Here is a 26,102-nt window from a genome sequence, read left to right as displayed (position 1 = left end):
GGTGACAGGAAACAGATCGAAACCTGTAGAAAAAGTAGATCAAATTATAATTTTAAATTTAATATTATGAAAAGTTTATTTTTAAAAAATGGAATGCCTGTGGCTGCCGTATTATTGGCAATGGCAGGAGCTTTTGCAACTACCTCCATGCAGAGTTCGCCAAAAGCAGATACCCTTGCCATTCGACCAGGATACTTTCCTGATTCAAATGGAGACTGTACTGAAGAAGAACCAATAGATTGCTCTAACATTCAAAAGCCGCAGCTATGTCGTCTTAACGTAACATCAGGTCCTGTTGCTTATGAAAAAGATGACCAAAACAATTGTGTTCAACCTTTATATCGTGTTGTAAATGGTCAGTAATTTTCGTTTTCATGGAAGAATGCAGTCCCATTTGGGACTGCATTTTTATATAAATTTCTATTGTACTCCTTTGTTAATCCAAGAATAGGAATGATCATCCTTCAAGAAGTAATTAAACCATTCTATCATGCGTATCGTAATGTCTTTTTGATTGTCTGGTTTTGTAAAAACATGACCTTCATCAGCATATAAAAGCATGATGCTTTTTTTCTTTAATCGGCGCATTGCCAGGTAAAATTCCAGGCTCTGGTGTATGTCTACCTGCTTGTCATTTTTACCACTCCACAGCAGTAGAGGTGATTGAATATTTACAGCATTTGGAAGAGGTGAATTAGCATGATAGCTTGATGGTATATCATGTGGAGATCCACCCATATTCCATTGTTCGCCCTCAAAGCGCCACATTTCCGGATTTCCAGATCTGCCGACAGAATAATAAAGGCTTACCAGGTCCGTTATCGCCCCACTGGCAATTGCAGCAGCAAACATAGGGGTCTGTGTAATAGTAAAAGCGGTCTCATATCCGCCGAAAGAATGTCCCATAAGCCCGGTAAACTCTACTCTTTCGTGCTGGATTATAATGAAGATTTCCCGCAACTGAATCTTACATTGAATAAAACTAAGCCAGATGGACAGGGAATTTATTTTTCAGATGAAATTATTAATGATCAGGATATTGAGGAATATTCAAAGTTAGCGCTATACGACAAAAAAAAGCTGCGAGGCCAGAAGGAAAGTAAATACGATATTGATTTGAGGCTGAACGGAATTTTTATTCGTGACGAGGTTATGTATTACAGGATAAAAGTAACCAACCATTCTAAAATCAATTATGAGATCGATCAGCTTCGTTTTTTTATTCGCGACACTAAAAAAATAAAACGTACTGCTTCACAGGAAATTGAAATTACGCCCATTTATGTCCTGAATGATATTGATAAAATTGAAGCTGAAGCAGAAAACATCTTTGTATTTGCGCTACCAAAATTTACAATTCCGGAAAAAAAATACTTAGCCATCCAGCTAATGGAGAAAAATGGCGGCAGACATTTAGAAGAACATGTCAAGAATACAAAACTGGTACAGGTTACTGTACTTCCAAAATTATAAACTATTTAATAATTAAAAAATTGAAATCATGAACGAGAAAAATTTTGAATACTTACGCGACCAGTTAAAGTACACTGGTTTTGGAGATGCATTAGAATCTGAATTAAAAGAAAAAATGCAGAAAGAAGAACCTAATTTTACTTTGACACATAATACGCAATATGGTAATGATACTGCTGCAGCTACATTAAATTTCAATAAGTCAAAAGAAAGCGATATGTATTTCTTTAATTCTTATAAAGTGGAATTGCAAAAAGAGAATTCCAAAGAAAATTTGGAGCAAACCTTTTATATCAATAAAGGCAGCAACATCACCATGAAAGAGGCTTACAATCTTATGGAAGGCAGATCGGTAAATAAAGATCTCACCAGTAAAGAGGGGGAAGTTTATAATTCTTGGGTTCAAATGGACTTCAAACAATCCGAATCTAATGGAAACTTTAAACTAAACCATTACCACCAAAATTACGGTTATGATTTAGAAGTAGCACTGTCCAAACATACGATTAAAGAACTGGAAACCCCGAAATACAAAGAAGACTTGATAAATTCTTTGAAAAAAGGAAATCTGCAGAGCGCTACTTTTTTAAAAGAAGGTAATGAAATCAAGCAGTATATTGAAGCCAGCCCGCAATTCAAAACAATTAATATCTATGATAATAATATGAAAAGGATTGACAATCGTAAAGCTCAGGAAGAAAAGCAATCCGAAACCCAGCAAGCTTCTGAAAAGCAAGGCAGTAAAAAGCAAAACCAAACTGCTGATGATGATGGACCAGAAGTGCCAAAGGAAGCTAAGAAGAAAAAGAAAAGTCAATCCATGTAATTAGTAATCATGAACCAACAACTTCCCATAAACAGAGTAGAGATGGAATTGAACCAGTGGCGCTCCAGGGAAGAGCGTTTTAGTAAACTGTTTAATTTCAGTCTTTCCAACAATAGGTCACTGATTAAAGAAAAGCTGCATCATTACGAGCGAATTGGAACAAAGTATAAGGGAACAAAAAATTTGGAAGAACGTTTCGCTTTGCAGATGCTCAAGCAGGAAAAGAACAAGATTCTAAAACAGCTTTATCCTAATTTATTGGTAAGACTCATTCGTAAACTGATCATTGCACCACTGGTAGACCAAATTGCAGTGCGTAAGGATGTAAAAGAAGAGCAGAAGAATAACCAAGCGCTGTGCGATCAAGTGCAGCGTATTGGTTTTAGAGATTTGTCAAATCAAATTGATCAACAAATCAAACAAGGTCATGAGCAGTTTACTATTCCGGTTTCCTATTACGTCAACGAAAAAGAACGACTGGATCATGAGTTGTCCTTTGTTAAAGACCAAAGCGGACAGTATCAATTTGAGGGTTATAAAGCTAGTCTGCATAATGAGTTAAAACCTGAAGAAAACAGGAATCAGTACTTCAAAGTTGAGCAAGAAAATTCTGTTGACACAACACAGGCTTATAATTTGTTGGCAGGGCGAGCGGTTCAAAAGGAAAAAACTTGGATCCAACTAGATCTTAACGACAAAGATGCTAGTGGCAATCATAGAATCAAAGAATTTCATTCCGGGTATGGTTACGATCTTGAAAAAGCTGTACAACAACTTCCTTTAAAGGAATTATCAAATAAAACTCAAGCCGATAAATTAAAGAATGATTTAAAACAAGGAAATCGGCTGCCTGTAACCTTGATTAAAAATGGAAATGAACATCGGTTTTACATTGAAGCAAATCCTCAGTTTAAATCGGTAAATATTTATGATGAGCATTCGAGAAAAATAACGCTCTCAACTGCATTGGGTAATAAAACAATGGAAACTGTAAAGCAAATTCAAAAAACGAGTGAGAGCCAGCAGGAGAAATATTCGAAAAGGAATAGCATGCGTATAAGCTGATAAACTTAAATAGAATGAAAACACTAAAACCTTTATCTGATTTCTTTAAGGCAATCGAAAAAGATTACCGTATCAGTGTTACCCATATTGGTATATATGCCGCATTACTTCAATTTAGGACGCAAAAGGGATTTGTAAACCCTATTGAAGTCTATAGGTCTGAAATTATGAAGTTAGCTAAGATAACCGGGCCTGTAACATACCATAAATGCATGCGTGAACTAAATGAGTATGGTTATATAAGTTATCTTCCAAAACGCAATAGAAACCAAAGGAGTACGATTTATTTCAATTCATAGTGACATTGATAAAGAAATAAAATGGCAAAAAAAGTTTATGTTATGAAGAAGTTTGCTTTTGAAGAACTTCCCGATGCGGTTTCAAAATTGTATGGGAGGATGCAAGAAATAGAAAGGTTTTTAGAAAAAAATAATCCTAACCTCGGTAAAAGGAATTCGTCACTTAATGCCTTAACAAGAGAGAAGTGCAGTTCTAATTTCAACAAGAGCGATTTGGCACAACTTTTTTATATTCTTATGGATGAGAAAATTTTATTTTTTGATGATCGAAATCAAAAGTGCAATAGAAGCAAAATTCAGCTTTTTATAGAAAATAATTTTACATATATAGGAGATTCAGGGCTTCAAACAAACATAGATACAATAAGTAAACAGTTTTCTGAGTCAAAAGGATTTACCTATAAAGACAAGCAAATAAGATTTCTTGAGAATATTATTGTTATACTTGAAAAACGGAGAGAAAAATTAATTTGCTGGTAATCTGTATCATTTATAATACTAAAAATTAACTATTATGTCTAAAGAAGGTAATAAAACTAAAATGTCCTATATAGTAGCAATCAAACAATTGCTAGATCCTTTATATGCCAGACTAGAAAAAATAGATTCAAAAATAAAAGGAAACAATACAAAAGACAGTTTGCGATATTATAGAAATGAAGATTTAAAGAAAATATTTGGACTCTCAAATAATACAATCATAAAATACCGTCAAACGGGTATACTTCCTTATACTAAGCTAGGAGATATTTATTTGTATGAATCAAGCAAAATAGAAAAAATACTTAGCGAAAATGAGCCGTGATTATTATTGATTGTACATCTGCAAACAAAATAATATACGACGTTAACACAAAGGCAAAAGGATTCAATTGTGAATTCTTTTGCCTTTTTTGATAGTAGTCAATGTCTAATTGGCTAATTGTTCAAGTATACTTTTGTTTTAATTTTGACATATCTTCCATAATATTTTTATCCAGTACCTTAGCATAATGCTGTGTCTGTTTAATATTAGTATGTCCCATCATAGCAGAAACATTCTCTATTCTTATTCCATTACCTAAAGTCACGGTTGTTGCAAACGTATGTCTCGCTACATACCAAGTGAGGTGTTTATCAATACCGCACAAATCAGCAATTTCCTTTAGATAGGCGTTCATTTTTTGATTAGATAACTTTGGAATCAGTCCAATTTGCATGTTCCTGTATTTATTAATAATCGCCAAGGTGGGAGGAAGAATAGGGACATTTGCCCTAATTGCTGTTTTTGCCCTATTGGTCATAATCCAAAGATTATCATTTCCATCCGAAGATATATTATTGGATGTAAGATTAGCGGCATCTACAGGTGCATATCCCGTATAACAGCTAAACAGAAAGACATCTTTAACCTTTTCTAGGCGTTTAACTGAAAATTTCTTGTTTTCAATTAAATTTAATTCTTCCTGAGTAAGAAATGTAGCATCTGTGACATGCAGTTTACCATCATATACATTAAAAGGGTCTTTGTCTATTATTCCCATTCTGATACTGTATTTACATGCTGTTTTGTACATGCGCATGTATTTGACTACCGAGTTATTTTGAATGCCTGTTTTGCCTTTAAAACTGCTGTCATATTTAAGAAAAGCCTCAAGACTGTAAACATAGGCACTGTTCACTTCTGGCAAAGAAATATCTTGTATTCCATACTGTTTTGTCATAAATGTGATAAGCAAATCTTTTGCACGTTCATATTTCTGGTAGGAAGCCTTTGATCGCTCTCCGGCATCGACCTTTCTTTTAAAGAACTCATTATGCCTCTTCATAATTTCGATTAGGCTTACACAATCTTCCTTTACGGCTGTTTCTCCTTTAAATTCATCTTTAAGTAATTGCAATGAAAAATCCTGATCGATTTTAAGAAGTTCATTGAACTTCTTCTCCATACCAAGAAGAAAAAGATCCAGGGCATTCTTAATTACCTTTTCTTTTTCAAGTTTTAGAACACTTCTTAGGTTGTCAGTAAATTGCCATCTTTCTTTTAAGATCGATTTACCCGCCGCCATCGTTATGGATTGCTTCTTGTATGAAATACGGGCATAAATTGGAGATTCTCCACTTTTGTTGAATTTACCTGCTTTGAGATAAAAAATTACTTTTAACATAACTCACAATTTTAAATTAATAATCAAATTGATTTAAAATCGCTGAAAGTTTCTAGTGTTTTCAAGGAATTCCCGGGCAATTCACTTTTTTTAGTGACCCTTTTTTTGCTTTTTTTTGCGAAAAAAAATAGGGGTCACTCATAGGGTCACCGTACTTTGATAATATATGTGTTTTTTGACAAGTGACAAAAAACGAAAAAGCCTTTAAATACTTGTATTTAAAGGCTTTTGACTTTTAAAGTTTCTTCTGAAACTTCTACTGGCGGAGAAAGAGGGATTCGAACCCCCGGACCTGTTACAGTCAACAGTTTTCAAGACTGCCGCATTCGACCGCTCTGCCATTTCTCCAGTATGTTGCTATCATTTGCTGATTGCGAGTGCAAATATAAGACGCTTTTTCGATTATAAAAACTTTTTTTGAACCAATTATTTAGAATAACTGCATTTTATTATTACTCGGATTCCTTAGATATTGGTTTGCTGTGATCTAGCGCTAAACGGAACAACTTTTATATCTCATAATAGTATTTTCGGGACACTATAGAAAGCAATAACAGGTAATTTTATAATTTATTATTTTTAATTAGTCTAAATTAGGTTATATTTGCAACTTTTAATCGCCTTTCTGTTATATATTTTATAGCTGCCGCCACAAATACAATGCAATGACTTCTTATAATAGTCTCACAATACTACTTAGTAAAAGGATTAAATTCATCATTCTTTTAGTGCTCTTCTTAGTTTCTAATATTGTTTTTACTCAAAATGTTGATAAAGTAACTCCTCAGCTTATTGTTAAGGATGCGGAAAGTAAATTACCTATAAAAGGAGTTCTGGTAACTGTGGAAGGAGTATTTCAGCAATATGAGATACAGTCAGATGATTTTGGTGTTGTCTTTCTAAAATCCATTCCAAATGGTAAATTCAAGATAAAACTATCCCATAAAGGTTATGAAGTTCTTGAAAAGACGCTGGAACTTACAACGGGTCAGCATCTGACTTTGGAATTGATTCCTTTAAGTATTGAGTTAAACGAAGTTGTTATTACAGCAGTCGAATCACGCGGTATGACCAGTACTTCTATTATTGACAAAAAAGCAATGCAGCATTTGCAACCGTCAAGTTTTACAGATTTATTGGAATTGCTGCCCGGTGGACGATCAAAGGATCCTGTATTTAATGCTTCAAATCATATCAAATTAAGAGAAGTTGGAACTGCCGATTCTAATTATGATATTTCTTCTCTCGGAACTTCTTTTGTAGTTGACGGAATTCCCATTAACACAGATTCGAACTTGCAATTTACAACCGGACCTACTATGCAGATTACACCAGGTTCAGGTTATGCCAATACGCGCAGAAATATAACATCAAAAGGAGTAGATATGCGTTCTATTTCGACAGATCAAATTGAGAAAGTAGAAATTGTCAGAGGGATTCCTTCTGTCGAATATGGTGATTTAACAAGTGGACTTATTAAAATTCAGCGGAAAAGAGGCCGTAGTAATTGGGAATCAAGGTTTAAAGCAGACGAATTCAGTAAATTATATTATGTTGGAAAAGGTTTTGAATCGCAAGAAAAACGATTCGTTTTAAATGTTGGTCTTGATTATTTAGATGCAAAACCGGATCCTAGAAATAGTTTTGAGAATTACAAAAGAATCACAACATCGATTCGGACACAAAAAACATGGGAGAACGATTCTCAGTTGTTTCAATGGGATTCGAGTTTAGATTACAGCGGTTCAATGGATAATGAAAAAACCGATCCGGATATTGGTTATGCAAAAGTAGACCGCTATAGTTCAGATTTTAATCGGTTTTCGTTTGCGAATTCTTTGGATATAAATTTCAAAAGATCGCGTTTCTTGAAATCGATTCATACCTCCGCATCGGTTGGACAGCAATTTGATAAGATTAGGCAGACCAAGTGGGTACAGGTTTCTAGTGCAACTGCAATTCCGAATAACACGGAACAAGGAGAATCAGATGGTATTTTTTTAACGCCGCAGTACATTTCAAATCTTGAAGTAGACGGAAAACCATTCGATGCTTTTTTAAAAGTAATGGGTGATTTTGAAATTCCTTTATTTGGAATGCAACAGACTTTAAAAATGGGTTCAGAATGGACGTATTCTAAAAATAACGGGAAAGGTCAGGTTTATGATACCAATCATCCGCCATCGCCTGAAATGACAACACGTCCAAGATCTTACAAAGATATTCCGGCAAGCACAGATATTTCTTTTTTTGCGGAAGATGCCGTTAAAATTCCGATTGCAGCTCATGAATTGAATGTTGCGGCAGGGCTTAGGGCTACGTCATTATTAAATATATCATCCGCTTATGCAATTCAAGGTAAGTATTATTTTGATCCGCGAATCAACGCACAATGGGTATTTCCGTCTTTCAAAATAGGGAATCGGGCACTGAGAGCTGAATTAACTGCCGGAATCGGACAGTATACTAAGTTTCCAACTTTGGCTCAGCTTTATCCTGATTTTGTTTATAATGATTTAGTACAATTGAACTATTATCATAATACACTCGAATACAGAAGAATCAATTTAATGACTTATAAAACGTCTGCTGTTAATTATGATTTGGCACCGGCGGTGAATAAAAAATGGGAGGTTAGGGCTGATTTTTCGTATGACAATAATCGATTTTCGGCTACTTTTTTTAAGGAAAACTTAAACTCCGGATTTCGAAACAGTTCCCGATATCAGGCTCTTTCGTATAAAAAATACGATAGCAGCTCTATTGATCCAAATACATTAACCTCACAGCCTGATCTTGCTCAAATGAGTTTTGTGATGGATACTTTATTAACGGCCTACAACAGTACTAATAATGGTAGTAAGTTGCTGAAGAGTGGGGTTGAGTTTCAATTTTCGTCAAAACGTTTTACTTCGATTAATACAAGATTTACCGTAAATGGTGCCTGGTTTAAGACTACTTATACCAATAGCAGCCCTGTTTATAAAAGCGGACAGAAAGAGATCATTATCGACGGAAAGAGACTTCCTTACATAGGTCTTTATCAATGGGATGACGGTTCTGAAAAACAACAGTTAAATGCAAACTTGATTGTGGATACCTATGTTCCTTCACTGGGGTTAGAGTTTTCGAGTTCGTTTCAATTTATGTGTTTTAGAAGTGATCAGGCTTTACCAATGAACGGGACACCTGTTGCTTATATTGATCCTTCCGGAAAACAGCATCCTTATCTCGAGGGGGATAAATCAGATCCGATTTTGCAATGGTTGGATATCAAATACAATGATGCCTTATTTCAAAAAAGAACCATCCCCATGTCGATGAATATGAACCTGAAAGTCTCGAAAGATTTTTATAAGAGAATTAGAATTTCCATGTTCGTTAACCGACTATTCAGCTACTATCAAAATTATGAAATCAATGGCCAGAAGATAGAGCGAAGAGGGCTAACGTCTCCTTATTTCGGAATGGAATTAAACTTGAATTTTTAACAACAAATAATAAACAATCATGAAAATTAAATTACTCCCCGTTTATCTAACAATAGCCGTAATGGCCCTATTACAATCCTGTTCAAAAGAGGATGATACTTATAGCGATAAACAGACCAATATAGCTTTAACGCTTGTTAATCCTGAGGATTTAAGCGGTGTTTCATTTTCTGATCTTTCGATTTCTTTTAAAGAATTGAATACCGGTAAAGTAACTCAAAGCACTTCATTTGTCAATAATAAACTTGCTATCACATTGAGTGAAGGGTCTTATGAAATTGCTGTTGATGGAAAAATTCGTTACGCGGCGGACGGAAGTACTGCCGAAGCTTCTGTTAGCGGTTACAATAAATCGGTTGTTATTACCGGTCAGACCGCGGCGGTTTCTTTAAATCTTTTCTTGAAAACAACACAATCTGATTTTATCATCGAAGAAGTATTTTTTACAGGAACCAAAACTCCTGAAGGGAAACAATATTGGGGAGATAAATACTTTAAGATTTACAACAATACAGACAAAGTATTATACGCCGATGGATTAATGATTGCACAGTCAGAATTTATGACGACTGACAAACAAGCTTATACTCCAAATATTATGGCACAGTCATTTGCGGCATCCAATATTGCTATCGTTCCGGGTAAGGGGACAACTTATCCAATTGCTCCGGGTGAATTTTTTATTATTGCTGAAGATGCGATCAATCATAAAGAATACAATTCAGCTTCGATTGATATGAGAACTGCTGCTTTCGAGTTTTATACAGAAGATGCAGATGATGTAGATAATCCGGCTGTTCCAAATATGGAGAATTTATTCTCCTCAATGGTTATTCACAACAGAGGTTTTAAAAGTTTTGTTATCGCGCGTTTACCCATAACTAAAGACGCTTTTCTGGCTAATAATACGTACGACTATGAATATAATCTGGTAATTGGTGGTGAAAGTTATCCAATGGGAGAGAGCGTTTATTCAATACCAAATACCTGGATTATCGATGCTGTAAATTTAAGTGTTCAATCAGAATTTCAATGGATTGTTACTGCTCCGACTTTAGATATGGGATGGACCTATTGCGGAAAAGTTGATGCAGATCAAAGCCGTTATGGTAAAAGTGTTCGTCGTAAAGTGCTTTCAAGCGCTTCAAACGGAAAAAAAATATTGAAGGATACCAATAATTCTACCTTAGATTTTAGCCCTGAGGTTAAACCTTCTTTAATGAATTAATACAATAATCATGAGTTTTCGTTCCCTTTTTCTATTTGTTCTTTTTGGTTCAGGTATTATGTACGCGCAAGACAGCACTTCGGTACTGATTCGTATTCGTGAAAATTTAGCTCCCCCAAGCAATTTTTCTAATGTATTTTCCAGTAATCCGGCGAACCAACAATTTGCGTACCGATATTCTTTATCTGAATTCGGTGCTAGTTATAGCACGGCCTCTCAGCAAGCCAATTTAGAACAGCTAGGAAATGGTATTCGTCAGTTTCTTATTAAGGCACAATCGTATTATAAGATTGATTCTGAAAACACCGTTTTTGGAAATGCGTCCTATAAGAATGGCCGACGTAAAAATGTCCAATGGAACGAAAGCTCAGATTATCAAATCATATATCCTTATGTAACGGCCGATTCTATTGGAGGGGATCTTTCGTATGAAGAATATTCTTTTAAAGGAGGTTATGCTAAAGCTTTCCGAAAAATGACTCTTGGAATTGCAGCAGAATACCGCGCCTTACTGGAATACCGCGATATAGATCCCAGACCCAAAAATACAGTTTCGGATCTAAAAGTAGTGGCCGGGATTTCAGGAAATATTGGAGATCATTATGCGATTGGAACGTCTTTTAATGTCCAAAAATACACGCAGTCTAATAATTTGAAATTCTTTAGCGAGTTAGGTGCTCCGGCAGTGTATCATATGACAGGGCTTGGCGTATACAATAATTTGCTTACGGGAAATAAATTGAGTTCTTTTTATGATGGAAAGGGGTATGGAGCAAATGTACAGTTCTTCCCAAAAGATCGAAATGGTTTTGCGCTATCAATAGGATACAATCATTTTGATTATGAAAAGATAATGACCGAATTTCAAAATCTTATTGCATCGGGTATTGCAGAGCAGCGTTTTGAAGGAGAGGCTTCTTATTTGAAAAAAACAGAAGAGCAGGTTTGGGGTGCAAAAATTGGTGTTTCGTATACAGATCGTGCAGGAACAGAAAATATATTTGACAACCAAACCACAACATCCTATGTCAAAATATCGGAATATACTAAATATACAAATGAAGTTGCATCGGTTGTGTTTTCGGGATTGTATTATGTTCCGAATCCTGAAGTATCATGGTCTGTTGCACCAAGTTTTAATTTGAAAAATACGGCAGAAAAATACATCGATCCGCTCAGAACTATCGATATTCAGCAAGGTATAGGTAAATTGGATTTTTCAATATCAAAACTTTTGGCACAATCCCTAATCAGTGTATCAAGTTCCTTTGAATACAGTTGGGCTTTGGATGCAAAAATGAAATTAACGGATCGCACAAAAACAAATCAGATTTTTGAAATGCTGGATCATAATTTCGCTTATTTATCGGCTGCTTACACCAAAATAAACGGTACAGTACGATGGGATTATAAATATCAGGCAGATCTTAACTTTTTTATCAAAGCAGATCTGGATTATTATAATTATTCTAAAAACATAAACAATACTTATGGTCAAATGTCATTGGGTTTGACATTTTAGCCGATAGTACAAATTTTCTATTACTTTATAATGAAGTCTATTTCACTAAAACTATTTTTATTTATTTTCTCTATTGGTATTGTGTACTCACTATTGAGTTTCGGTGTCAGGCTTAGTGAAACAATTACAAGTTCGAGCTGGCGTGAACTGTATAGTAAACCGGTAAAGGAATGGCCAAAACCGAATGTCGATAAGGATGTTCTTTGGCAGGAATTTGAATCGCTGGCTGTTGATACCAATTATTACGAAACCAGAGACGATCCTAAAGTTGTTTTAGGTCAGATGCTTTTTTTTGATCCAAAACTCTCCGGTTCCAATCAAATTTCCTGTAGTAGTTGTCATGATCCTGAGCTAGCTTGGGGTGATGCAAGAGAAGTGTCACTTGGTAATGATCATTTGCGTGGGAAAAGAAATACGCCTTCTTTGTACAACATTGGAGCCAGAAAATCTTTCTTTTGGGATGGCAGGGCTACTACTTTAGAAGAGCAGGCGCAAGGCCCGATTACAGCCCACCATGAGATGAATATGGAATCTAAAAGTCTGGCTAAAAAGCTGGCAAAAGTTAAGGGTTATGCTGTTTTATTTCAAAAGGCATACGGCAGTAGTACGATTACCTACGACAAAATTCTGCATGCATTGGCCGATTTTCAAAAAACAATACAAAGTAAAAGAAGCCGTTTTGATGCTTTTATAGATGGCGACTACAGTCAGTTATCGGATCAGGAAATCGAGGGACTACACCTTTTTCGTACCAAGGCACGTTGTATGAATTGTCATTCGGGGAAGTATTTTACGGATGAATCCTTTCATAATATAGGACTTACGTATTACAAAAGGGAGTATGAAGATTTAGGACTCTTTGCTATTACCAAAAAAGCAGAAGATGTTGGGAAATTCAGAACCCCTTCTCTGCGGGATGTCATGTATACGGGCCCGTGGATGCATAACGGTTTGTTTGATAATATCACGGGAGTTGTGAATATGTACAATAGCGGAATGCACATGATTGATCCCGATGAAAATGAAAAAGCAGCAGATCCTTTTTTTCCAAAAACCGATGTGTTGATGCAGCCCCTGAATCTGACGGATGATGAAATCGTTTCCCTGGTTTCGTTTATTAAAACCTTATCGGGCAGACAATACAAAATGGAACGCCCCGAAATACCGAGATAAAGAAATAGATTAAAAAGGTATGTTTTTTTTCACGCAGATCTGGCAGATTGAGCAGATTTTTTTTAGCAGTGTTTTTGCAAAAATCCGCCAAATCTGCTAAATCTGCGTGCTATTTTATTTTAGCATTATTTACAGGCCTATGAGCAAAGAAAGCCACAGATTAAAGGATTAAAAGGATTTACAAAATCTGTGTAAATCATTTTAATCAGTGGCAAAAAAATAATTCGTGCCAATTGGTGAAATTCGTGGTAAAATTATGAAGTAGGTCATGAAAACGAGGAATCTAAACAGCTTGTTTTTAATAACTTAAAAATAGTTAGATAGAATTAAATGGATTTTTTTCTTTGAACTGGGGAATATTGGTGTTTGATTTTCTTAAAAAACATATTTGCGAATAGCTTAAAAAACGGCAATTTTACCGGTTTGTGTTTGGCCTGAATTGGTTACTATTTTGTAGATATAAATTCCTGAAGCCGTATTTTTCAGATTGAAGCTATTGGTTTTAGAAAGTAATGAGGAAGTAAAAGTATTTTGTCCACTCATATTATACAAATAAAAAGTGGCGGTTTCCTCTTTTTTGGCTTCAATATTTAATTCTTCATTTTTTCTTAGCAGTGTGGGGTGGACAAAAAACGAATCATTGCCTAGATAATTAGTATCAAGAATTAGGGAACTTATTACCGTATTGTTTTCTAAAATTATATTTATTTTATACTTATTGCTGCCTTTTATTGGAGCGCCATCTAAAAAAGAGAATGTTTTCGAGTTGATATCATCTAGTGTACTAATAATACTTTCAGCAGTATTATTTAGTTTTACCAACTCTATTCTTTTGATATTGTACAAACTAAAAAGACTGGCACTAATTTTAACTTTGTCTTCTTCAAAAACTTCCGCCAAAGTCAATTCAAAATAACAATTGGAGTTTTTAGCATACTGTAGGGTTGACTCACTTTTTATTCCTTCGCTATTGTCAAATACAGGAATAATGGTGTGAATTTTTTCATCCGTATAAACATAACTGGTTTTTGTTGTTTGTTCTTTAAATTCCAATTGATCACCTGCCAGTTGGTAAATATTAAATGTAGTAACATTGGCAGGTTTGTCCCAATTAATTTCGGTTGTGCCATCACAAACTAGACTGGTACTGATATTTAAATCATAAGAGATTGTAAAGGTATCCGAAATGTAGTCGGTAGTGTTAATGGTCATTTTTAATTTTGCTTTTGAGAATTTTTGTTCTGTTGGAGTAAAAGTAAATTGTTCACTAGCCAGATTTATACCATTTGCGATTATTTCCCAAGTCTGTCCATTATCGTAACTAATTGACAATTGACCGGGGCTACCGGAAAAAGAAGAATTCCATTTGAAAGGGGAAATAGTTTTTCCATCATAAGGAAAATTATCATTGTTGACCGGGTAATTCCATTCAAATTGATTTTGTAATTCATATTCGTAGGCAATGCTATAATCCTGAGACGTATTGGAGATGTATGCACCATTAACAGTAATAGTGTAGAGGCCTGCTGCGGGGTTTTCAACAGTCACTTGTTCTACGTTATTGAGTTTGTCTTTTCCTCTTGTAGCGAGTTGTTGAGGAGCATCGGGATTAAGAATCCAGGGTAAAAAAGTAGTGTTGTCGGCCGAAATAACTGCTAGGTCTAAATCATTTACCAAACTGATGTTAGTATTGATGGAAGCTGCCAAATCGTTCCAGACTACTGTGATTTTTAAGTTTTTTGCATTTAATGGAAGCGTGATGTTGTGCGAATTGGTCTGACCTGATGTTAAATTACCCGAAATAATTCTATTTTCGCTGATCGTTTTCAGACATTTATCAGCGTTGATATTGCCGTAACCATAGGTGAAATCCGGACCCACATTGCCTAAATCTTTTGCACTGTTAATTATGATTGCTTTTGTTAGTGTATTCGTCAGAGCGGTATTGTTTATGGTTTTATAATGTTGTTTCATAAGCGTAATAATTCCTGTCGCCACTGCTGTTGAATTTGAAGTTCCTTGTGTGCTAAAGGCTACGAGTTCCGGTTTTATTCGGCCATCATAAGCCGGGCCTTTTGACGAGAACGACATAATTATCTCGTTTTGATCAATACAACCCAACATGATACTATTTTTGGATTGCTTGAAATTACCCGTAATAGATTTATATCCTTCGAGCCCACTATTGCCGGAGGAAAAACAATGCGTCAAATTAGTATTTGCGAATAATTGAGCGTCATAAGCATTAGCGAGTGAACCATAAAAATTCTCAATCACGGTCCCATACGAGTGATTTTGAGTGGTAACACCTTGTAAAGTAGTTATTTCATCAGGATAGATATTCAAAAAATCTGACGATTGTATCTTCGCTTTTTGAGCGACTCCTTTTCCTAAGGCAGAACTATTTCCCAATCCCGAAACGATAGTGGCCATGGCAGTTGCGTGGCTTGATACCGTGGCAGATTGTGTTGAGGAAGGAACGTGTTTACTTAATAGATCAACATCATTTACATCAAAAAAATCATCTTTGATTCCTACAATTTGATTTTCGCCAGTTAAAAGAGGGAAATTAGCATTGGCTTTATTGATAGAATTGATGCTGAAATTTTGATCTGTTATTTTAGATTCGCCTTTTGGTTGTAACGATTCTTGCGAAATGGAAGACACACTGTTTAAATCGATAATCTCCTCAATAATTTTTTTGGAATCACTTTTTATGATGACCAGATTGGTATCCAGTATTTTGACATCAGAAATGTGCCTTGATTTCAAATCAGCAAGCAGCGATTCGATGGTATCAGTCGCTATAATGTACGGTTTGTCTTTTTTATGATTTGAAAAATTGGAAGGTAATTTCCATAAATTAGTAACTGGAAGTGTTTTTTTTAAAGACGGATTAGATTTTAAATTTTCATTTTCAACAATACAAAAAGCGCTATCCAGTTTTTTTACAATCTTGTATTTGTTCTGCTGTGCATTTTCTAAAGTTGTAAAGTAATATTTCTCAAATTTTATTTCCTTTTCTTTTTTGATGTAGTGTTTCCATTTCTCAGGACTTTGAGCGAAACAAATTGTTGTTATCATAAAAAGGAGGAAGGTAATTTGTGTCTTCATTTACTGTAGTTGTTTGGGGAGTTTTAGTCATTTTTATCCGTGTTAGACAAAAAATCGACTACTGTGACCGCTCATCACCTCTTAATTTAGATAAAGCAAAAATAAAATTGGTTCTTAACGATTTCTATTTGAAATGTTTATCTCTTGTTGATAAGTCAAAGTTATTAAAATATTTGTAAAATTTTTATGAGTTTTTATTTCGTCAAGAATCTTCCAAATTTGTAAGAGTAAAATACTCTTTTTAGTACCCTTTTTTCATTTTAAATGGAATAAAAAATTGCAAAATCATTTTTAGGACTCAATTTAACAAAATTGAAGATGGATGCCAGTGTGTACTATTTTTTATTGTAACGCGCTGATTTATATTTAATTATTGGTTTTACTGGGCTTGCGGGAATAATCAGATAAATATTATTAAAAATAATAACAAAATAATTTAACAAAAAGTATTAATTTTGTTAAATTATTGTTTTTATGAGTATTTTAATAGTAAAATTATATAGATTTGGCAGTAAATAGTACGAATATTTTGTAAAAACCCCTATAATATTAGCTTATTTTACTAACCAAAACCCCTTTTAAATGAAAAAAATAAAAACAATTTTAGCCTTATCGTTTATAGCGTTAACGCTGTTCTCTTGTAACAAAGAAGATGAGACAAAACAAGCAAATCAAGAATCTCTTAAAGTAACACCAGAAGTGTTGAAAAAAATTAGTGCACTTGCATTAAACAATACAGATGTTCAGGCGATTAAGAATACGAAGTTAGATGGTACAACTGAAGATGCATTCTTGGTCGAAGGAGATATTGTTATAACACAAGATCAATTAAACAAAATGGATATTCACGGTGGTATTACAACAGAACAATACCGCACGACTAATTTAGTATCTGCTCCAAGAACTATTAAAGTTGTTGGATTGTCAGGAACAGGCACAACTGCTCTGACTACAAACATGCGCGCTGGATTACAAGCGGCTATAAACAGATACAATAATTTAGGATTGTCTATTAACTTTACACTAACTTTTAGCTCAAGTACTTCAGGTGCAAACATTGTTGTAAGAAGACAAGTTGGAGGTGCCGGTGGAGTAGCTGGTTTCCCTTCAGGAGGAGCACCTTTTAATTCTGTTACTTTATATTCAGGATTAGAAAGTTATTCTACAAATGTTAATGCACACGTAGCTGCGCACGAAATTGGTCACTGTATTGGTTTACGTCATACGGACTATTTTAGCCGTCAAAGCTGTGGACAGAATTCAAATGAAGGAACAGCTGGTGTTGGAGCAATTCATATTCCGGGAACTCCTACAGGATATGATTCAACTTCTTATATGAGAGCTTGTTTCGGTTCAAATGAGACCGGAGCTTTCAATAGTAACGACGTTACAGCTCTGAATTATTTATATTAAAAATTAAATTAGGGCTCTTTTTACAGAATATAAAAGGCTGTTTCATTAATTTGAAACAGCCTTTTTTTTGTATCTGTTTCTAAAATTGGAATCAGTTTCAAGAGTCGAGGAGTAATTTGTGTAAATCTGCTCTGTTATTAGATTTAACAGCTATTGAGGTTTGTTTTGTTGTCGATTTTCAAAGTGTTATTTCTCGCAAAGACGCAGGGTCGCCAAGTTTTTATTCTGATTTTTTAACTTTGCGACTCTGCGTCTTTGCGAGATTTTTTTTATCCGCAACCTTCGAACTTGATTATAAAATGGCTTGTTTTTTTTAGAATCAGGTTCAGGTTGTTGGTAGCTGCAATGCAGTAGCTTATACCATTTTAGCTAAATTTCCAAGTTGTTTTAATTTTAATTTCAAATCTTCAGTCCACGGCAAACCCATACAAAGGCGCATACAATTTTGAAATTGATTTTGTAAAGAAAACATCCTTCCCGGTGCAATGCTTATTTTATTCTTTAAGGCATGATTATAAAGTTCTGTGGTGTCAATTTCTTCCGGAAACTCAATCCATAAGGTAAGACCGCCTTGTGGCCTGCTTATCTTTGTTCCTAAGGGAAAATATTCAACGATAGCAAGCGCATAATGTTGATAATTTTGCTGTAAAATCTTTCGCAAACGACGAAGATGATTATCATGTCTGCCTGTCATTAAAAAATTCCCAACCGCTTCGTGGATTATAGCGGAGGAAGATATGGAGTGTATAAGTTTTAATTTTATTATTTGGTCTTTGTATTTACCCGGTGCGACCCAACCGGCACGATAACCGGGTGCCAGGGTTTTAGAAACAGAACTACACCATAAAACATTCCCGGTTGTATCAAAAGATTTGCAACATTTAGGCCTTTCAGTACCAAAATAAAGGTCACCGTAAGTATCATCTTCAATAAGCGGAATGTTATATTTTTCAAGAAGGGTTACAATTCTTTTTTTGTTCTCATCAGACATACAATACCCCAAAGGAGTATTAAAATTTGGAACCAGCAAGCAAATGTTTATTTCAGGTAATAACTGTTCAAATGCATCAATATCTATTCCCAAAACAGGATGTGTTGCAACTTCTAATACTTTCAAACCCATACTCACCGCAAGCTGCAATATGCCAGGGTAACAAGGACTTTCTAATGCGATGGTATCACCCGGTTTAGTCAATGCCATCAGACATAAAGCTATCGAATTCATGCAGCCGTTGGTGGTTATTAAATCCGTTTCTTTTAATGCTCCGCCCCAAGCCAGTGAGCGGACAGCAATCATTCTTCTCAGTTTTAGATTACCCAACAAAGATTCATATTCGGTTCCGCCATCTTTTAGTGACTTTGTTGCGAGTACAATTTCTTTTTTCAATTTTGCCAAAGGTAAAAGATTGCCAGAAGGTACGCCGATTGAAAAAAGAGTTAATTCATGGTTGCCCATATTCGAGTAAACACGATCAATAAGTTCATTAGGCTCTCTGTTATCAGCAACAAGACTAGGTTTACTTGTTTCAGGCAATGGCAATTTTAAATAATGTAACGGACTTACAAAATAGCCCGACTGCGGTTTCGACTGTATTAACGATTGAGATTCTAATTCAAGAAAAACTTTTTTGGAAGTATTAATACTTATTCCATGCTCTTTACTCAGTATTCTTACCGACGGTAATTTTTCACCGGCCTTCAAAACTCCGGTCTTAATTTTGTTGGCAATATTTTGAGCGATTCGGTTATATAAAAAATCTTCTTTCATAATGCAAATCTAACTGTGTCTATTGATATATCAAAAACTGTGACTGTTTTTATCGTTGCTGTTTGTCGAACTTTGCTTCACAATAATAGACAACAAAAGAAAAACGGATGCAAAAAATAAAATATAATAAATCGCAAGGATGGTTTAACGGTTTCATCGGTGTAGTATTGTTTAGCGGGTCGTTACCGGCAACAAGAATAGCGGTTTTGGAATTTAATCCAATATTCTTAACAACTGCGAGAGCTACAATTGCAGGAATATTGGCTCTTGTTGTTTTGCTGTTCTTTAAGGCAAAAATACCAACGAAGAAACAGATTTTACCTCTGGCTATTATTGCCGTTGGTGTTGTGGTAGGGTTTCCTTTGTTAGCTGCATTGGCATTACAACATATTACTTCAGCGCATTCATTGGTTTTTATAGGGCTACTGCCTATTGCAACAGCTGTTTTTGGTATTATTCGTGGCGGTGAACGTCCACTGCCTATATTCTGGCTTTTCTCCATCATGGGCAGTTTGCTTGTTATAGGTTATGCAGCAGCTCAAGGACTTACAACTTCTCTCTTAGGTGATTTGCTTATGGTTGCCGCTATTATTCTTTGTGCATTGGGGTATGCAGAGGGAGCTAAACTCACAAAAGCACTAGGCGGGTGGCAGGTAATATCCTGGGCATTATTACTTTCATTACCCGTTATGGTACCGTTACTGTTTTTCTATATACCGTCATCGTATGAGGGGATTAGCGGGAGTGCCTGGTTAAGTCTGGGGTACGTATCGGTATTTAGTATGTTTGTTGGCTTCGTTTTTTGGTATCGCGGTTTGGCTCAGGGAGGTACCGCAACGGTAGGACAATTGCAGTTACTACAACCTTTTTTGGGTCTGACATTGGCCGCTTCATTGCTTAACGAAAAAGTAAGCATGAGTATGCTTGGAGTTACGCTGGGGATAATCTTGTGTGTTGCGGGCACCAAGAAATTTGTAAAATAAAAGTAGAAACATTTTTTAAAATAAATAAACAGGAATATGAAAATTGCAATAGTAGGGTACAAAAAACAAGAAAAATTTGCTCAAGGGGTCACTAATGACGAGGATGCGGAATTAATTGATTTCTTAGTAAAAAAGGGATTGAATGTGGTACCAACCATATGGAATGATGAAAATGTTGATTGGACCAGTTTTGATGTGGCGGCTATTAAATCACCTTGGGACTATCATAACCATTTGTCTGAATTTTTAAATTGGTTGGATGAAATTACCAAATTAAATGTAAAAGTCCTTAATCCGGTAGAAATTATCAAATGGAACAGTCATAAAGGCTATCTTAAGGATATAGCAAAGAAAGGACTTCGTGTAATTCCTGCCGAATATATAGAAAAGGGACATGTATTCAGCGATCATTTTTTTAGTCAGTTTAATACCGATAAATTAGTTGTAAAACCTTGTGTAAGTGCAGGAGCACAAAACACTTTAATAGTAGATCAAAAAAACTATGATGAGAGGTTATTTGAAATTAATGAACTCTTGAAAGAACAAGATTATATCGTACAACCGTTCGTCGATGAAATCAAAAATGGAGAGTGGTCATTCCTTTTTTTTAATGGTAAGTACAGTCATTCTTCACTAAAAACACCTAAAAAAGGAGATTTTAGGGTGCAACATTATCATGGTGGTAACATCAGTTATCCAGTACCCAATACATTACATATAGAACAAGCAGCAGTATATGTGAATAGCCTTCCACAGCATGTACTCTACGCAAGAGTGGACGGAGTTATAAGAAATAACAATTTCGAATTAATGGAAATAGAGTTAATAGAACCTTATCTGTTTTTTAATGCAGATGAAAAACTATTAGAAAATTATTATCAAGCTTTAATTGCTTTGATTTCATGAAAACCGGTTCCTAGAACCTAAAGAATAGAGTGCTGTCGCGGCTGCAAGTTAACCGCATTCCTTTTGAATCTTTGATTTAAGCTTTTTAGCTGGGTAGATGCGACAGAGCTAATCTTGATACTGAACAACAATTACTCTTTTTATAGTTGTATAATTAATTCAAATTGGGAATTAATTATTCTTTTTGAGTCAGGTGCTATTTGATTTTAGGCTAATAGGATTAAGTTAAGGACTATCAAAAAAAGTCTAACACAGATTTTAGCGGATTCAAATAAAAAAAATCCGCAGAATCTGCAGAATCTGCGTGAAAACATATCATTAAGTAAGGATTATCAAAAAAAGTCTCACGCAGATTTCGCAGATTTTGGCGGATTGAAATGAAAAAAAATCCGCAGAATCTGCAGAATCTGCGTGAAAACATATCACTAAGTTAAGGATTATCAAAAAAAGTCTCACACAGATTTTAGCGATTGAAATAAAAAAAATCCGCAGAATCCGCGTGAAAACATATCACTAAGTTAAGGATTATCAAAAAAAGTCTCACACAGTTTTTAGCGGATTGAAATAAAAAAATCCGCGGAATCAGTAAAATCCGCACAATCCGCGTAAAAAAAAACATCTTAACCTAATCTCATCAGGCCAAAGCAGAAGGCTATTCAAAATGAACCTTTTAATATTAAAAAATATTTGCACTATCGTAATTCAGAAAATAAGCTGAAATCCGTTTGATTTTGAGGGATAAGAGAATTAGCAACGTGAACAAATTAGTCCTGATAATCTTTAGGGCAAGTCTTAAAATGTTTTTTAAAGGCATTGGAGAAATGAGTAGCATTTTTGTACCCAATCCGATCTGCGATTTCATAAACCGGCAAAGAAGTTTTAGTGACAAGATCTTTGGCCAGAATCATTTTTTTTGATTTGATGTATTTCGCTACCGATTTTCCCGTAAATCTTGAAAATTCTTTGTTTAAAATGAAATTACTAATTCCGGTGCTTTTGTTTAATTCGTCTAAAGTATGATTGAGATGTAAGTTTTTGTCGATGTATTTTTTAATATCATAGACATATTTTAGATAGAGGTTTTGGTTTTGTGTGGTCGATTCATCTCTTGTAAAACTTTCAATTAAACTCGACAATAAAGAGATACATTTTGACTCAATGTACAGATGGAAACACAGCTTTTTTTTGGTGATCGTTCCTAATTCAATAATCGACCTTATAATTTCTTGCGGGATCGTATTATTAAATATAGTTTGTGCATTATTGTATAAGAAAACAGGATTGTACTTTTTCATATATTCTTCCGAAAAGACGATTTGTACGATATAAATAGACTCTTCTTTTCCAAATTTAGCAATTGCATTAGAATCATTTGTCATTTGAAGATATTGCATAAAAGGTCTGTACAACGTTTCGGTTTTATTGTTTTTAAACCTGAACAAACAGTAACCATTTACAATATAAGTGGCTAAAAGAGAATTCATACTACAGTTGAATTCGATATCTACACATTTGTTTAATTTAATATCTATAATGTGCAGAAAAATGCCATTGGTTTCAAAAGTGTACATTTTCCCACATCCATAAGATGGATTTACAGATGATGATGTTGTGTTTATCGACTGTAATTTAGATTGTTTTATATCAATCCCTATTTTATTGTTTAATTCTTGTACTAGTGAGATAGTTTTCTGATTAGAGACCATTTCTTTTTAGCTATTTGTTTAAAATCTATTCCCATTCTAGAGCACAAAGTTATTGTTTTTACTTAGAATGAATAAAAATAAATATCGAATTGAGAAAGCTTAGGCATAATAGCAGTAGTGTTGCTAGTATCACAATTTTTTAACTTTTTAATTTTTGATAGCGCCAAAATAGTCTTCTAAATTAAACGTGAATAGCTGTATCCAGCTACTTTTTTTATTCAATTGCGCTTCGATCGAGATAGTTTAATGATTTCAGGATAGTGTTATTTCGCGTCTTTTTTTTAAATAAACACGTTCTTTTTTAAATATTTATAGGTGATAACTTTGCAATTATTAATTAGATTAAATAAAAATAAAGTAATGATACGTAAAGTTTTTTTAAAATTAATTATTGCCCAAGCGCTGATTCTGGGTTCGTGCTCTAATGATGAAACAGAAGAAAAAATAATAGAAACACCAAAAGGGCAAGTAGAAACCTATACGGTAACCAATCTGCTAAGCAATTCGGGATCTGATTCTTACACCGATATAGCCGACCCTATATATTATAATCTGGATGAAAATAAGGTTGTTGACAAAGCTTTAGTCCAAACGTCACAATGGGATATAGAATTGTCGGGAGCTTTTAATACCTCTATAAAAGCAAACAACAAGCTGGATAAGAAATCCTCAGGCTATCAGGGAGCAGGTACATCACAAATATTCTTGTACAAAAGCGCTAAGATCGAAGCAGACTACTTTGATCCAATTGAAATGATGCCCAAACGTGCACCGGAAAGAAGTTTATTTGACAAGGCGTTGGAGGAATTAACAGAAATACCAGCCGAAAAAGAAATGACAGCAATGTCTGAAATTGGATTAAACCTGTTTATGGGAGGACAAGAGGGCTGGTGCTTTTACGACATGGGAGGTGGGTTGTTTCCGAACGCAGGTCGTGATAAGGAGCATGTTATTTATGCACTTCCAAGAATTATTGTGATAAAAACCAATAAAGGAAATTACGTAAAACTAAGTATACAAAGCATCTATAAAAACAATCCTGAGGATCCGAACCGTAGCCATAAGCCGGGGCATATCAGTTTTAAATATACCATTCAGAAAAACGGAACAAAAAAATTCACCAAATAAATAAAATAATTGAATATGAAAAAGTTTGCATTTTTACTTGCACTAGGAACCCTTTTATTATCATGCTCCAGCGACGAGGACACCATACCAGCGGAGTCTTATCAAAAAAGTATAACCTCTTTTAAAGTAATAAATACCCCTGAACAAATAACTGCTGTAGTAAGCGAAGTCGATAAAAAGATCGTTTTAACCCTGCCGTATTATTTAGGAGCTACTGCGATTGAACTTGATATTCAATTAGCGACAGGATATACGTTAGTTGATAGACCCGAAAATAAATTGATACAAGACGTAAGTGATTATTTATTAAACAAAAAAGAAGCGCTTGTTTACACCTTAAAAAATGAAAAAGGGGAATTAAAAAAATACGCCTTAGAGATTGTAACCTATCAGCCGGATATTGTAGTGAAAGAATTGTATAACGAAGGCGCAAAGGCTAAAGAATATCCGAGAACAGCAACTTTAGATTGGGGAGAAGGACCTACGGTAATAGAAAACAGTATCCGAATTGCCTCTGATCAAATCATAAAAAGAGTAAACGGAATCGAAATCACAAAAGTGTTCTTTATAGATGCGACAGGAAAAGAAACAGAGTTGAAAAAGATATCCACCAGCAAAACGGGTATAAATGCTTATTTCCCCGAGAATATGGCTGTAGGAGAATATCAGGTAAGAGTTGAGAATTACTCAAGGTCAGTCTTGCTAAAAAGACCGGTTAAGTTAATCAAAATGCAAGGAGAAAAATAATTAAGAATTTAATAATAAAGTATATACAATGAAACTATTTTTTAAAATACAAACCATTAGCTTAATTCTAATGATGGTTTTGAGTTCTTGTTCCAATGATGAAAATTCTGATGGGCTACCATACAATAATATAAATGAGTTTAAAGTAGAACATGAAGGAAAACAGATTTACGGTAAGATTGAGGGCGCAACAATTGAATTAAATTGGCCTTACAATGCACAACTTCCTGCGATATTAAAACCATCTATTGTACTGTCAGAGAAAGCATCAGTGCTGCCGTTGTCCGGAGCAGAAATCGACCCGGTTAAAGTAACAACCTATAAAGTAAAAGCGGAAGACGGTTCTGAGAAAACCTACACCTTAAAAATTAACTATCTCCAGCCAATAATCAATGTAGAAGGTGTAGAGACTCCGATAGAAGCAAGTTTTAGACATGATTATACAATTTTTGGTGAAGGTTTTTCTAAAAACAAAAACGAAAATAAAGTTTCTTTAGTTACTGAAGACGGTTCTAAAGAGTATCCTTTAAGTATTGATGAAGCCCAAGTGTTAAATGACAACGGCTACGCTGACAGACTAAAAATAGTAATGCCTAAAAAAGAGGATATGCCGGCAGGAAGCTACAAACTAAAAGTAGTTTATGGAAACCGTTCGGTTACAACCAAAAAAGTATATTTTAATGTAAAAGATTTAAAACTACCTTATATAACCATACCGGAAAGTATGATTTCAGAAATAGAGGGAACAAGATGTATTGTCCTTAACAGTAATGAAAAGCATGAGCTAAAAGGAGAGAATTTTGAAGCATTCGGAGGAGCCTCACAAATTTTCTTCACCTGGAGAACTCCAACCAGTCAAGGATCTGACTCTTCTGAACTTACGGTTGTAAATAGCAACAGCATCCAATTTGAAAAATCGGATTGGGTAGATGCTAACAAATTGTATCAAAGAGCCTACATTGATTACAGAGGCGAAAAAAATGTTAGAATTTCAGTTTACCTCAGAGATAACGCCGGCAATCTGGTTGGTGTGTATTTTAAGTAAAATAGTTAGATTGATAAATAAGAACCCCTTACTGTTGTGAAAAATGGTAAGGGGTTTTGTGTTGTTTC

Annotated in this window: 22 protein-coding genes and 1 tRNA gene; 17 read left to right on the top strand and 6 right to left on the bottom strand. The window is 34.8% G+C overall.

Features of this window, described 5'->3' with window-relative positions; translation table 11 throughout:
* Window positions 1–66 precede the first annotated feature (66 nt).
* Window positions 67–363, top strand: coding sequence for a DUF6520 family protein (locus tag ACHRV3_RS05675; protein WP_072974240.1), 297 nt, complete (start codon window positions 67–69; stop codon window positions 361–363).
* A gap of 57 nt (window positions 364–420) precedes the next feature.
* Here ACHRV3_RS05675 and ACHRV3_RS05670 read toward each other — a convergent pair whose 3' ends face one another.
* A complete protein-coding gene (locus ACHRV3_RS05670; RefSeq protein WP_395433596.1) occupies window positions 421–906 on the bottom strand; it encodes an alpha/beta hydrolase family protein in 486 nt (161 codons plus the stop codon).
* On the opposite strand from ACHRV3_RS05670, the gene traN reads away from it, so the two are divergent.
* From traN to ACHRV3_RS05640, 6 genes are read left to right on the top strand one after another with little or no spacing between them, the layout of a single operon-like run.
* Window positions 898–1,473: a conjugative transposon protein TraN gene (gene traN, locus ACHRV3_RS05665; RefSeq protein ID WP_395433595.1), complete on the top strand. Its 576-nt coding sequence runs from the start codon at window positions 898–900 to the stop codon at window positions 1,471–1,473. The two genes, ACHRV3_RS05670 and traN, sit on opposite strands and share 9 nt — an antisense overlap.
* A 28-nt stretch (window positions 1,474–1,501) precedes the next feature.
* Window positions 1,502–2,299: a hypothetical protein gene (locus ACHRV3_RS05660; RefSeq protein WP_395433594.1), complete on the top strand. Its 798-nt coding sequence runs from the start codon at window positions 1,502–1,504 to the stop codon at window positions 2,297–2,299.
* A gap of 9 nt (window positions 2,300–2,308) precedes the next feature.
* A complete protein-coding gene (locus tag ACHRV3_RS05655; RefSeq protein ID WP_395433593.1) occupies window positions 2,309–3,364 on the top strand; it encodes a hypothetical protein in 1,056 nt (351 codons plus the stop codon).
* A 14-nt stretch (window positions 3,365–3,378) separates the two neighbouring features.
* A complete protein-coding gene (locus tag ACHRV3_RS05650) occupies window positions 3,379–3,663 on the top strand; it encodes a hypothetical protein (protein WP_073409904.1) in 285 nt (94 codons plus the stop codon).
* A 21-nt stretch (window positions 3,664–3,684) separates the two neighbouring features.
* Window positions 3,685–4,143 (top strand): hypothetical protein, encoded by a 459-nt coding sequence (locus ACHRV3_RS05645; RefSeq protein ID WP_395433592.1) that lies wholly within the window; start codon window positions 3,685–3,687, stop codon window positions 4,141–4,143.
* Between the two features lie 34 nt (window positions 4,144–4,177).
* On the top strand, window positions 4,178–4,468 hold the full coding sequence (locus tag ACHRV3_RS05640; RefSeq protein WP_315246572.1) for a helix-turn-helix domain-containing protein: 291 nt from the start codon (window positions 4,178–4,180) through the stop codon (window positions 4,466–4,468).
* A gap of 121 nt (window positions 4,469–4,589) precedes the next feature.
* Here ACHRV3_RS05640 and ACHRV3_RS05635 read toward each other — a convergent pair whose 3' ends face one another.
* Both ACHRV3_RS05635 and ACHRV3_RS05630 read right to left on the bottom strand, forming a co-directional pair.
* Entirely contained in the window at window positions 4,590–5,810 is a 1,221-nt protein-coding gene (locus tag ACHRV3_RS05635) for a phage integrase SAM-like domain-containing protein (protein WP_395433591.1), read from the bottom strand.
* 260 nt (window positions 5,811–6,070) lie between these two features.
* A tRNA-Ser gene (locus ACHRV3_RS05630) sits at window positions 6,071–6,158 on the bottom strand.
* Window positions 6,159–6,475: 317 nt separating this feature from the next.
* Here ACHRV3_RS05630 and ACHRV3_RS05625 point away from each other — a divergent pair.
* From ACHRV3_RS05625 to ACHRV3_RS05610, 4 genes are read left to right on the top strand one after another with little or no spacing between them, the layout of a single operon-like run.
* Window positions 6,476–9,301 carry a TonB-dependent receptor plug domain-containing protein gene (locus tag ACHRV3_RS05625; protein ID WP_395433590.1) on the top strand — a complete coding sequence of 942 codons (2,826 nt, stop codon included), beginning with the start codon at window positions 6,476–6,478 and terminating at the stop codon, window positions 9,299–9,301.
* A 19-nt stretch (window positions 9,302–9,320) separates the two neighbouring features.
* On the top strand, window positions 9,321–10,529 hold the full coding sequence (locus tag ACHRV3_RS05620) for a DUF4876 domain-containing protein (protein WP_395426803.1): 1,209 nt from the start codon (window positions 9,321–9,323) through the stop codon (window positions 10,527–10,529).
* A gap of 10 nt (window positions 10,530–10,539) precedes the next feature.
* The gene (locus ACHRV3_RS05615) at window positions 10,540–12,051 is read left to right on the top strand and encodes a DUF6850 family outer membrane beta-barrel protein (protein ID WP_395433589.1); all 1,512 of its coding nucleotides are present in this window, start codon (window positions 10,540–10,542) and stop codon (window positions 12,049–12,051) included.
* Window positions 12,052–12,081: 30 nt separating this feature from the next.
* On the top strand, window positions 12,082–13,224 hold the full coding sequence (locus ACHRV3_RS05610; protein ID WP_395433588.1) for a cytochrome-c peroxidase: 1,143 nt from the start codon (window positions 12,082–12,084) through the stop codon (window positions 13,222–13,224).
* 399 nt (window positions 13,225–13,623) lie between these two features.
* Here the strand turns inward: ACHRV3_RS05610 and ACHRV3_RS05605 are convergent, their stop codons facing one another.
* The gene (locus ACHRV3_RS05605; protein ID WP_395433587.1) at window positions 13,624–16,338 is read right to left on the bottom strand and encodes a S8 family peptidase; all 2,715 of its coding nucleotides are present in this window, start codon (window positions 16,336–16,338) and stop codon (window positions 13,624–13,626) included.
* A 582-nt stretch (window positions 16,339–16,920) separates the two neighbouring features.
* Here ACHRV3_RS05605 and ACHRV3_RS05600 point away from each other — a divergent pair.
* Complete coding sequence (locus ACHRV3_RS05600) at window positions 16,921–17,751, top strand: M57 family metalloprotease (protein ID WP_047778167.1); 831 nt, start codon at window positions 16,921–16,923, stop codon at window positions 17,749–17,751.
* A 355-nt stretch (window positions 17,752–18,106) separates the two neighbouring features.
* On the opposite strand, the gene ACHRV3_RS05595 is transcribed toward ACHRV3_RS05600, so the two are convergent.
* Entirely contained in the window at window positions 18,107–19,519 is a 1,413-nt protein-coding gene (locus tag ACHRV3_RS05595; RefSeq protein WP_395433586.1) for a PLP-dependent aminotransferase family protein, read from the bottom strand.
* Between the two features lie 107 nt (window positions 19,520–19,626).
* On the opposite strand from ACHRV3_RS05595, the gene ACHRV3_RS05590 reads away from it, so the two are divergent.
* Together ACHRV3_RS05590 and ACHRV3_RS05585 are read left to right on the top strand one after the other, a co-directional pair.
* Window positions 19,627–20,502, top strand: coding sequence for a DMT family transporter (locus tag ACHRV3_RS05590; RefSeq protein WP_395433585.1), 876 nt, complete (start codon window positions 19,627–19,629; stop codon window positions 20,500–20,502).
* Window positions 20,503–20,538: 36 nt separating this feature from the next.
* Window positions 20,539–21,408, top strand: a complete 870-nt coding sequence (locus tag ACHRV3_RS05585) for a RimK family alpha-L-glutamate ligase (RefSeq protein ID WP_395433584.1) — start codon at window positions 20,539–20,541, stop codon at window positions 21,406–21,408.
* Between the two features lie 764 nt (window positions 21,409–22,172).
* On the opposite strand, the gene ACHRV3_RS05580 is transcribed toward ACHRV3_RS05585, so the two are convergent.
* Window positions 22,173–23,114 (bottom strand): helix-turn-helix domain-containing protein, encoded by a 942-nt coding sequence (locus tag ACHRV3_RS05580; protein WP_395433583.1) that lies wholly within the window; start codon window positions 23,112–23,114, stop codon window positions 22,173–22,175.
* A gap of 360 nt (window positions 23,115–23,474) precedes the next feature.
* Between ACHRV3_RS05580 and ACHRV3_RS05575 the strand changes: the two genes are divergently transcribed.
* Genes ACHRV3_RS05575 through ACHRV3_RS05565 form a run of 3 tightly spaced genes read left to right on the top strand, consistent with a single transcriptional unit; the run spans window position 23,475 to window position 26,034 of the window.
* Window positions 23,475–24,242, top strand: a complete 768-nt coding sequence (locus ACHRV3_RS05575) for an HmuY family protein (protein ID WP_047778175.1) — start codon at window positions 23,475–23,477, stop codon at window positions 24,240–24,242.
* 15 nt (window positions 24,243–24,257) lie between these two features.
* Window positions 24,258–24,989, top strand: coding sequence for a hypothetical protein (locus ACHRV3_RS05570; protein ID WP_395433581.1), 732 nt, complete (start codon window positions 24,258–24,260; stop codon window positions 24,987–24,989).
* Between the two features lie 28 nt (window positions 24,990–25,017).
* Window positions 25,018–26,034 (top strand): hypothetical protein, encoded by a 1,017-nt coding sequence (locus tag ACHRV3_RS05565; RefSeq protein WP_395433579.1) that lies wholly within the window; start codon window positions 25,018–25,020, stop codon window positions 26,032–26,034.
* Window positions 26,035–26,102 lie beyond the last annotated feature (68 nt).

It is taken from the genome of Flavobacterium sp. FlaQc-49 (assembly GCF_044005985.1).
In the GTDB taxonomy this organism is placed as follows: domain Bacteria; phylum Bacteroidota; class Bacteroidia; order Flavobacteriales; family Flavobacteriaceae; genus Flavobacterium; species Flavobacterium cupriresistens.
The sequence above is the reverse complement of the archived record's forward strand: the minus strand, read 5'-3'. Positions and strand labels throughout refer to the sequence as shown.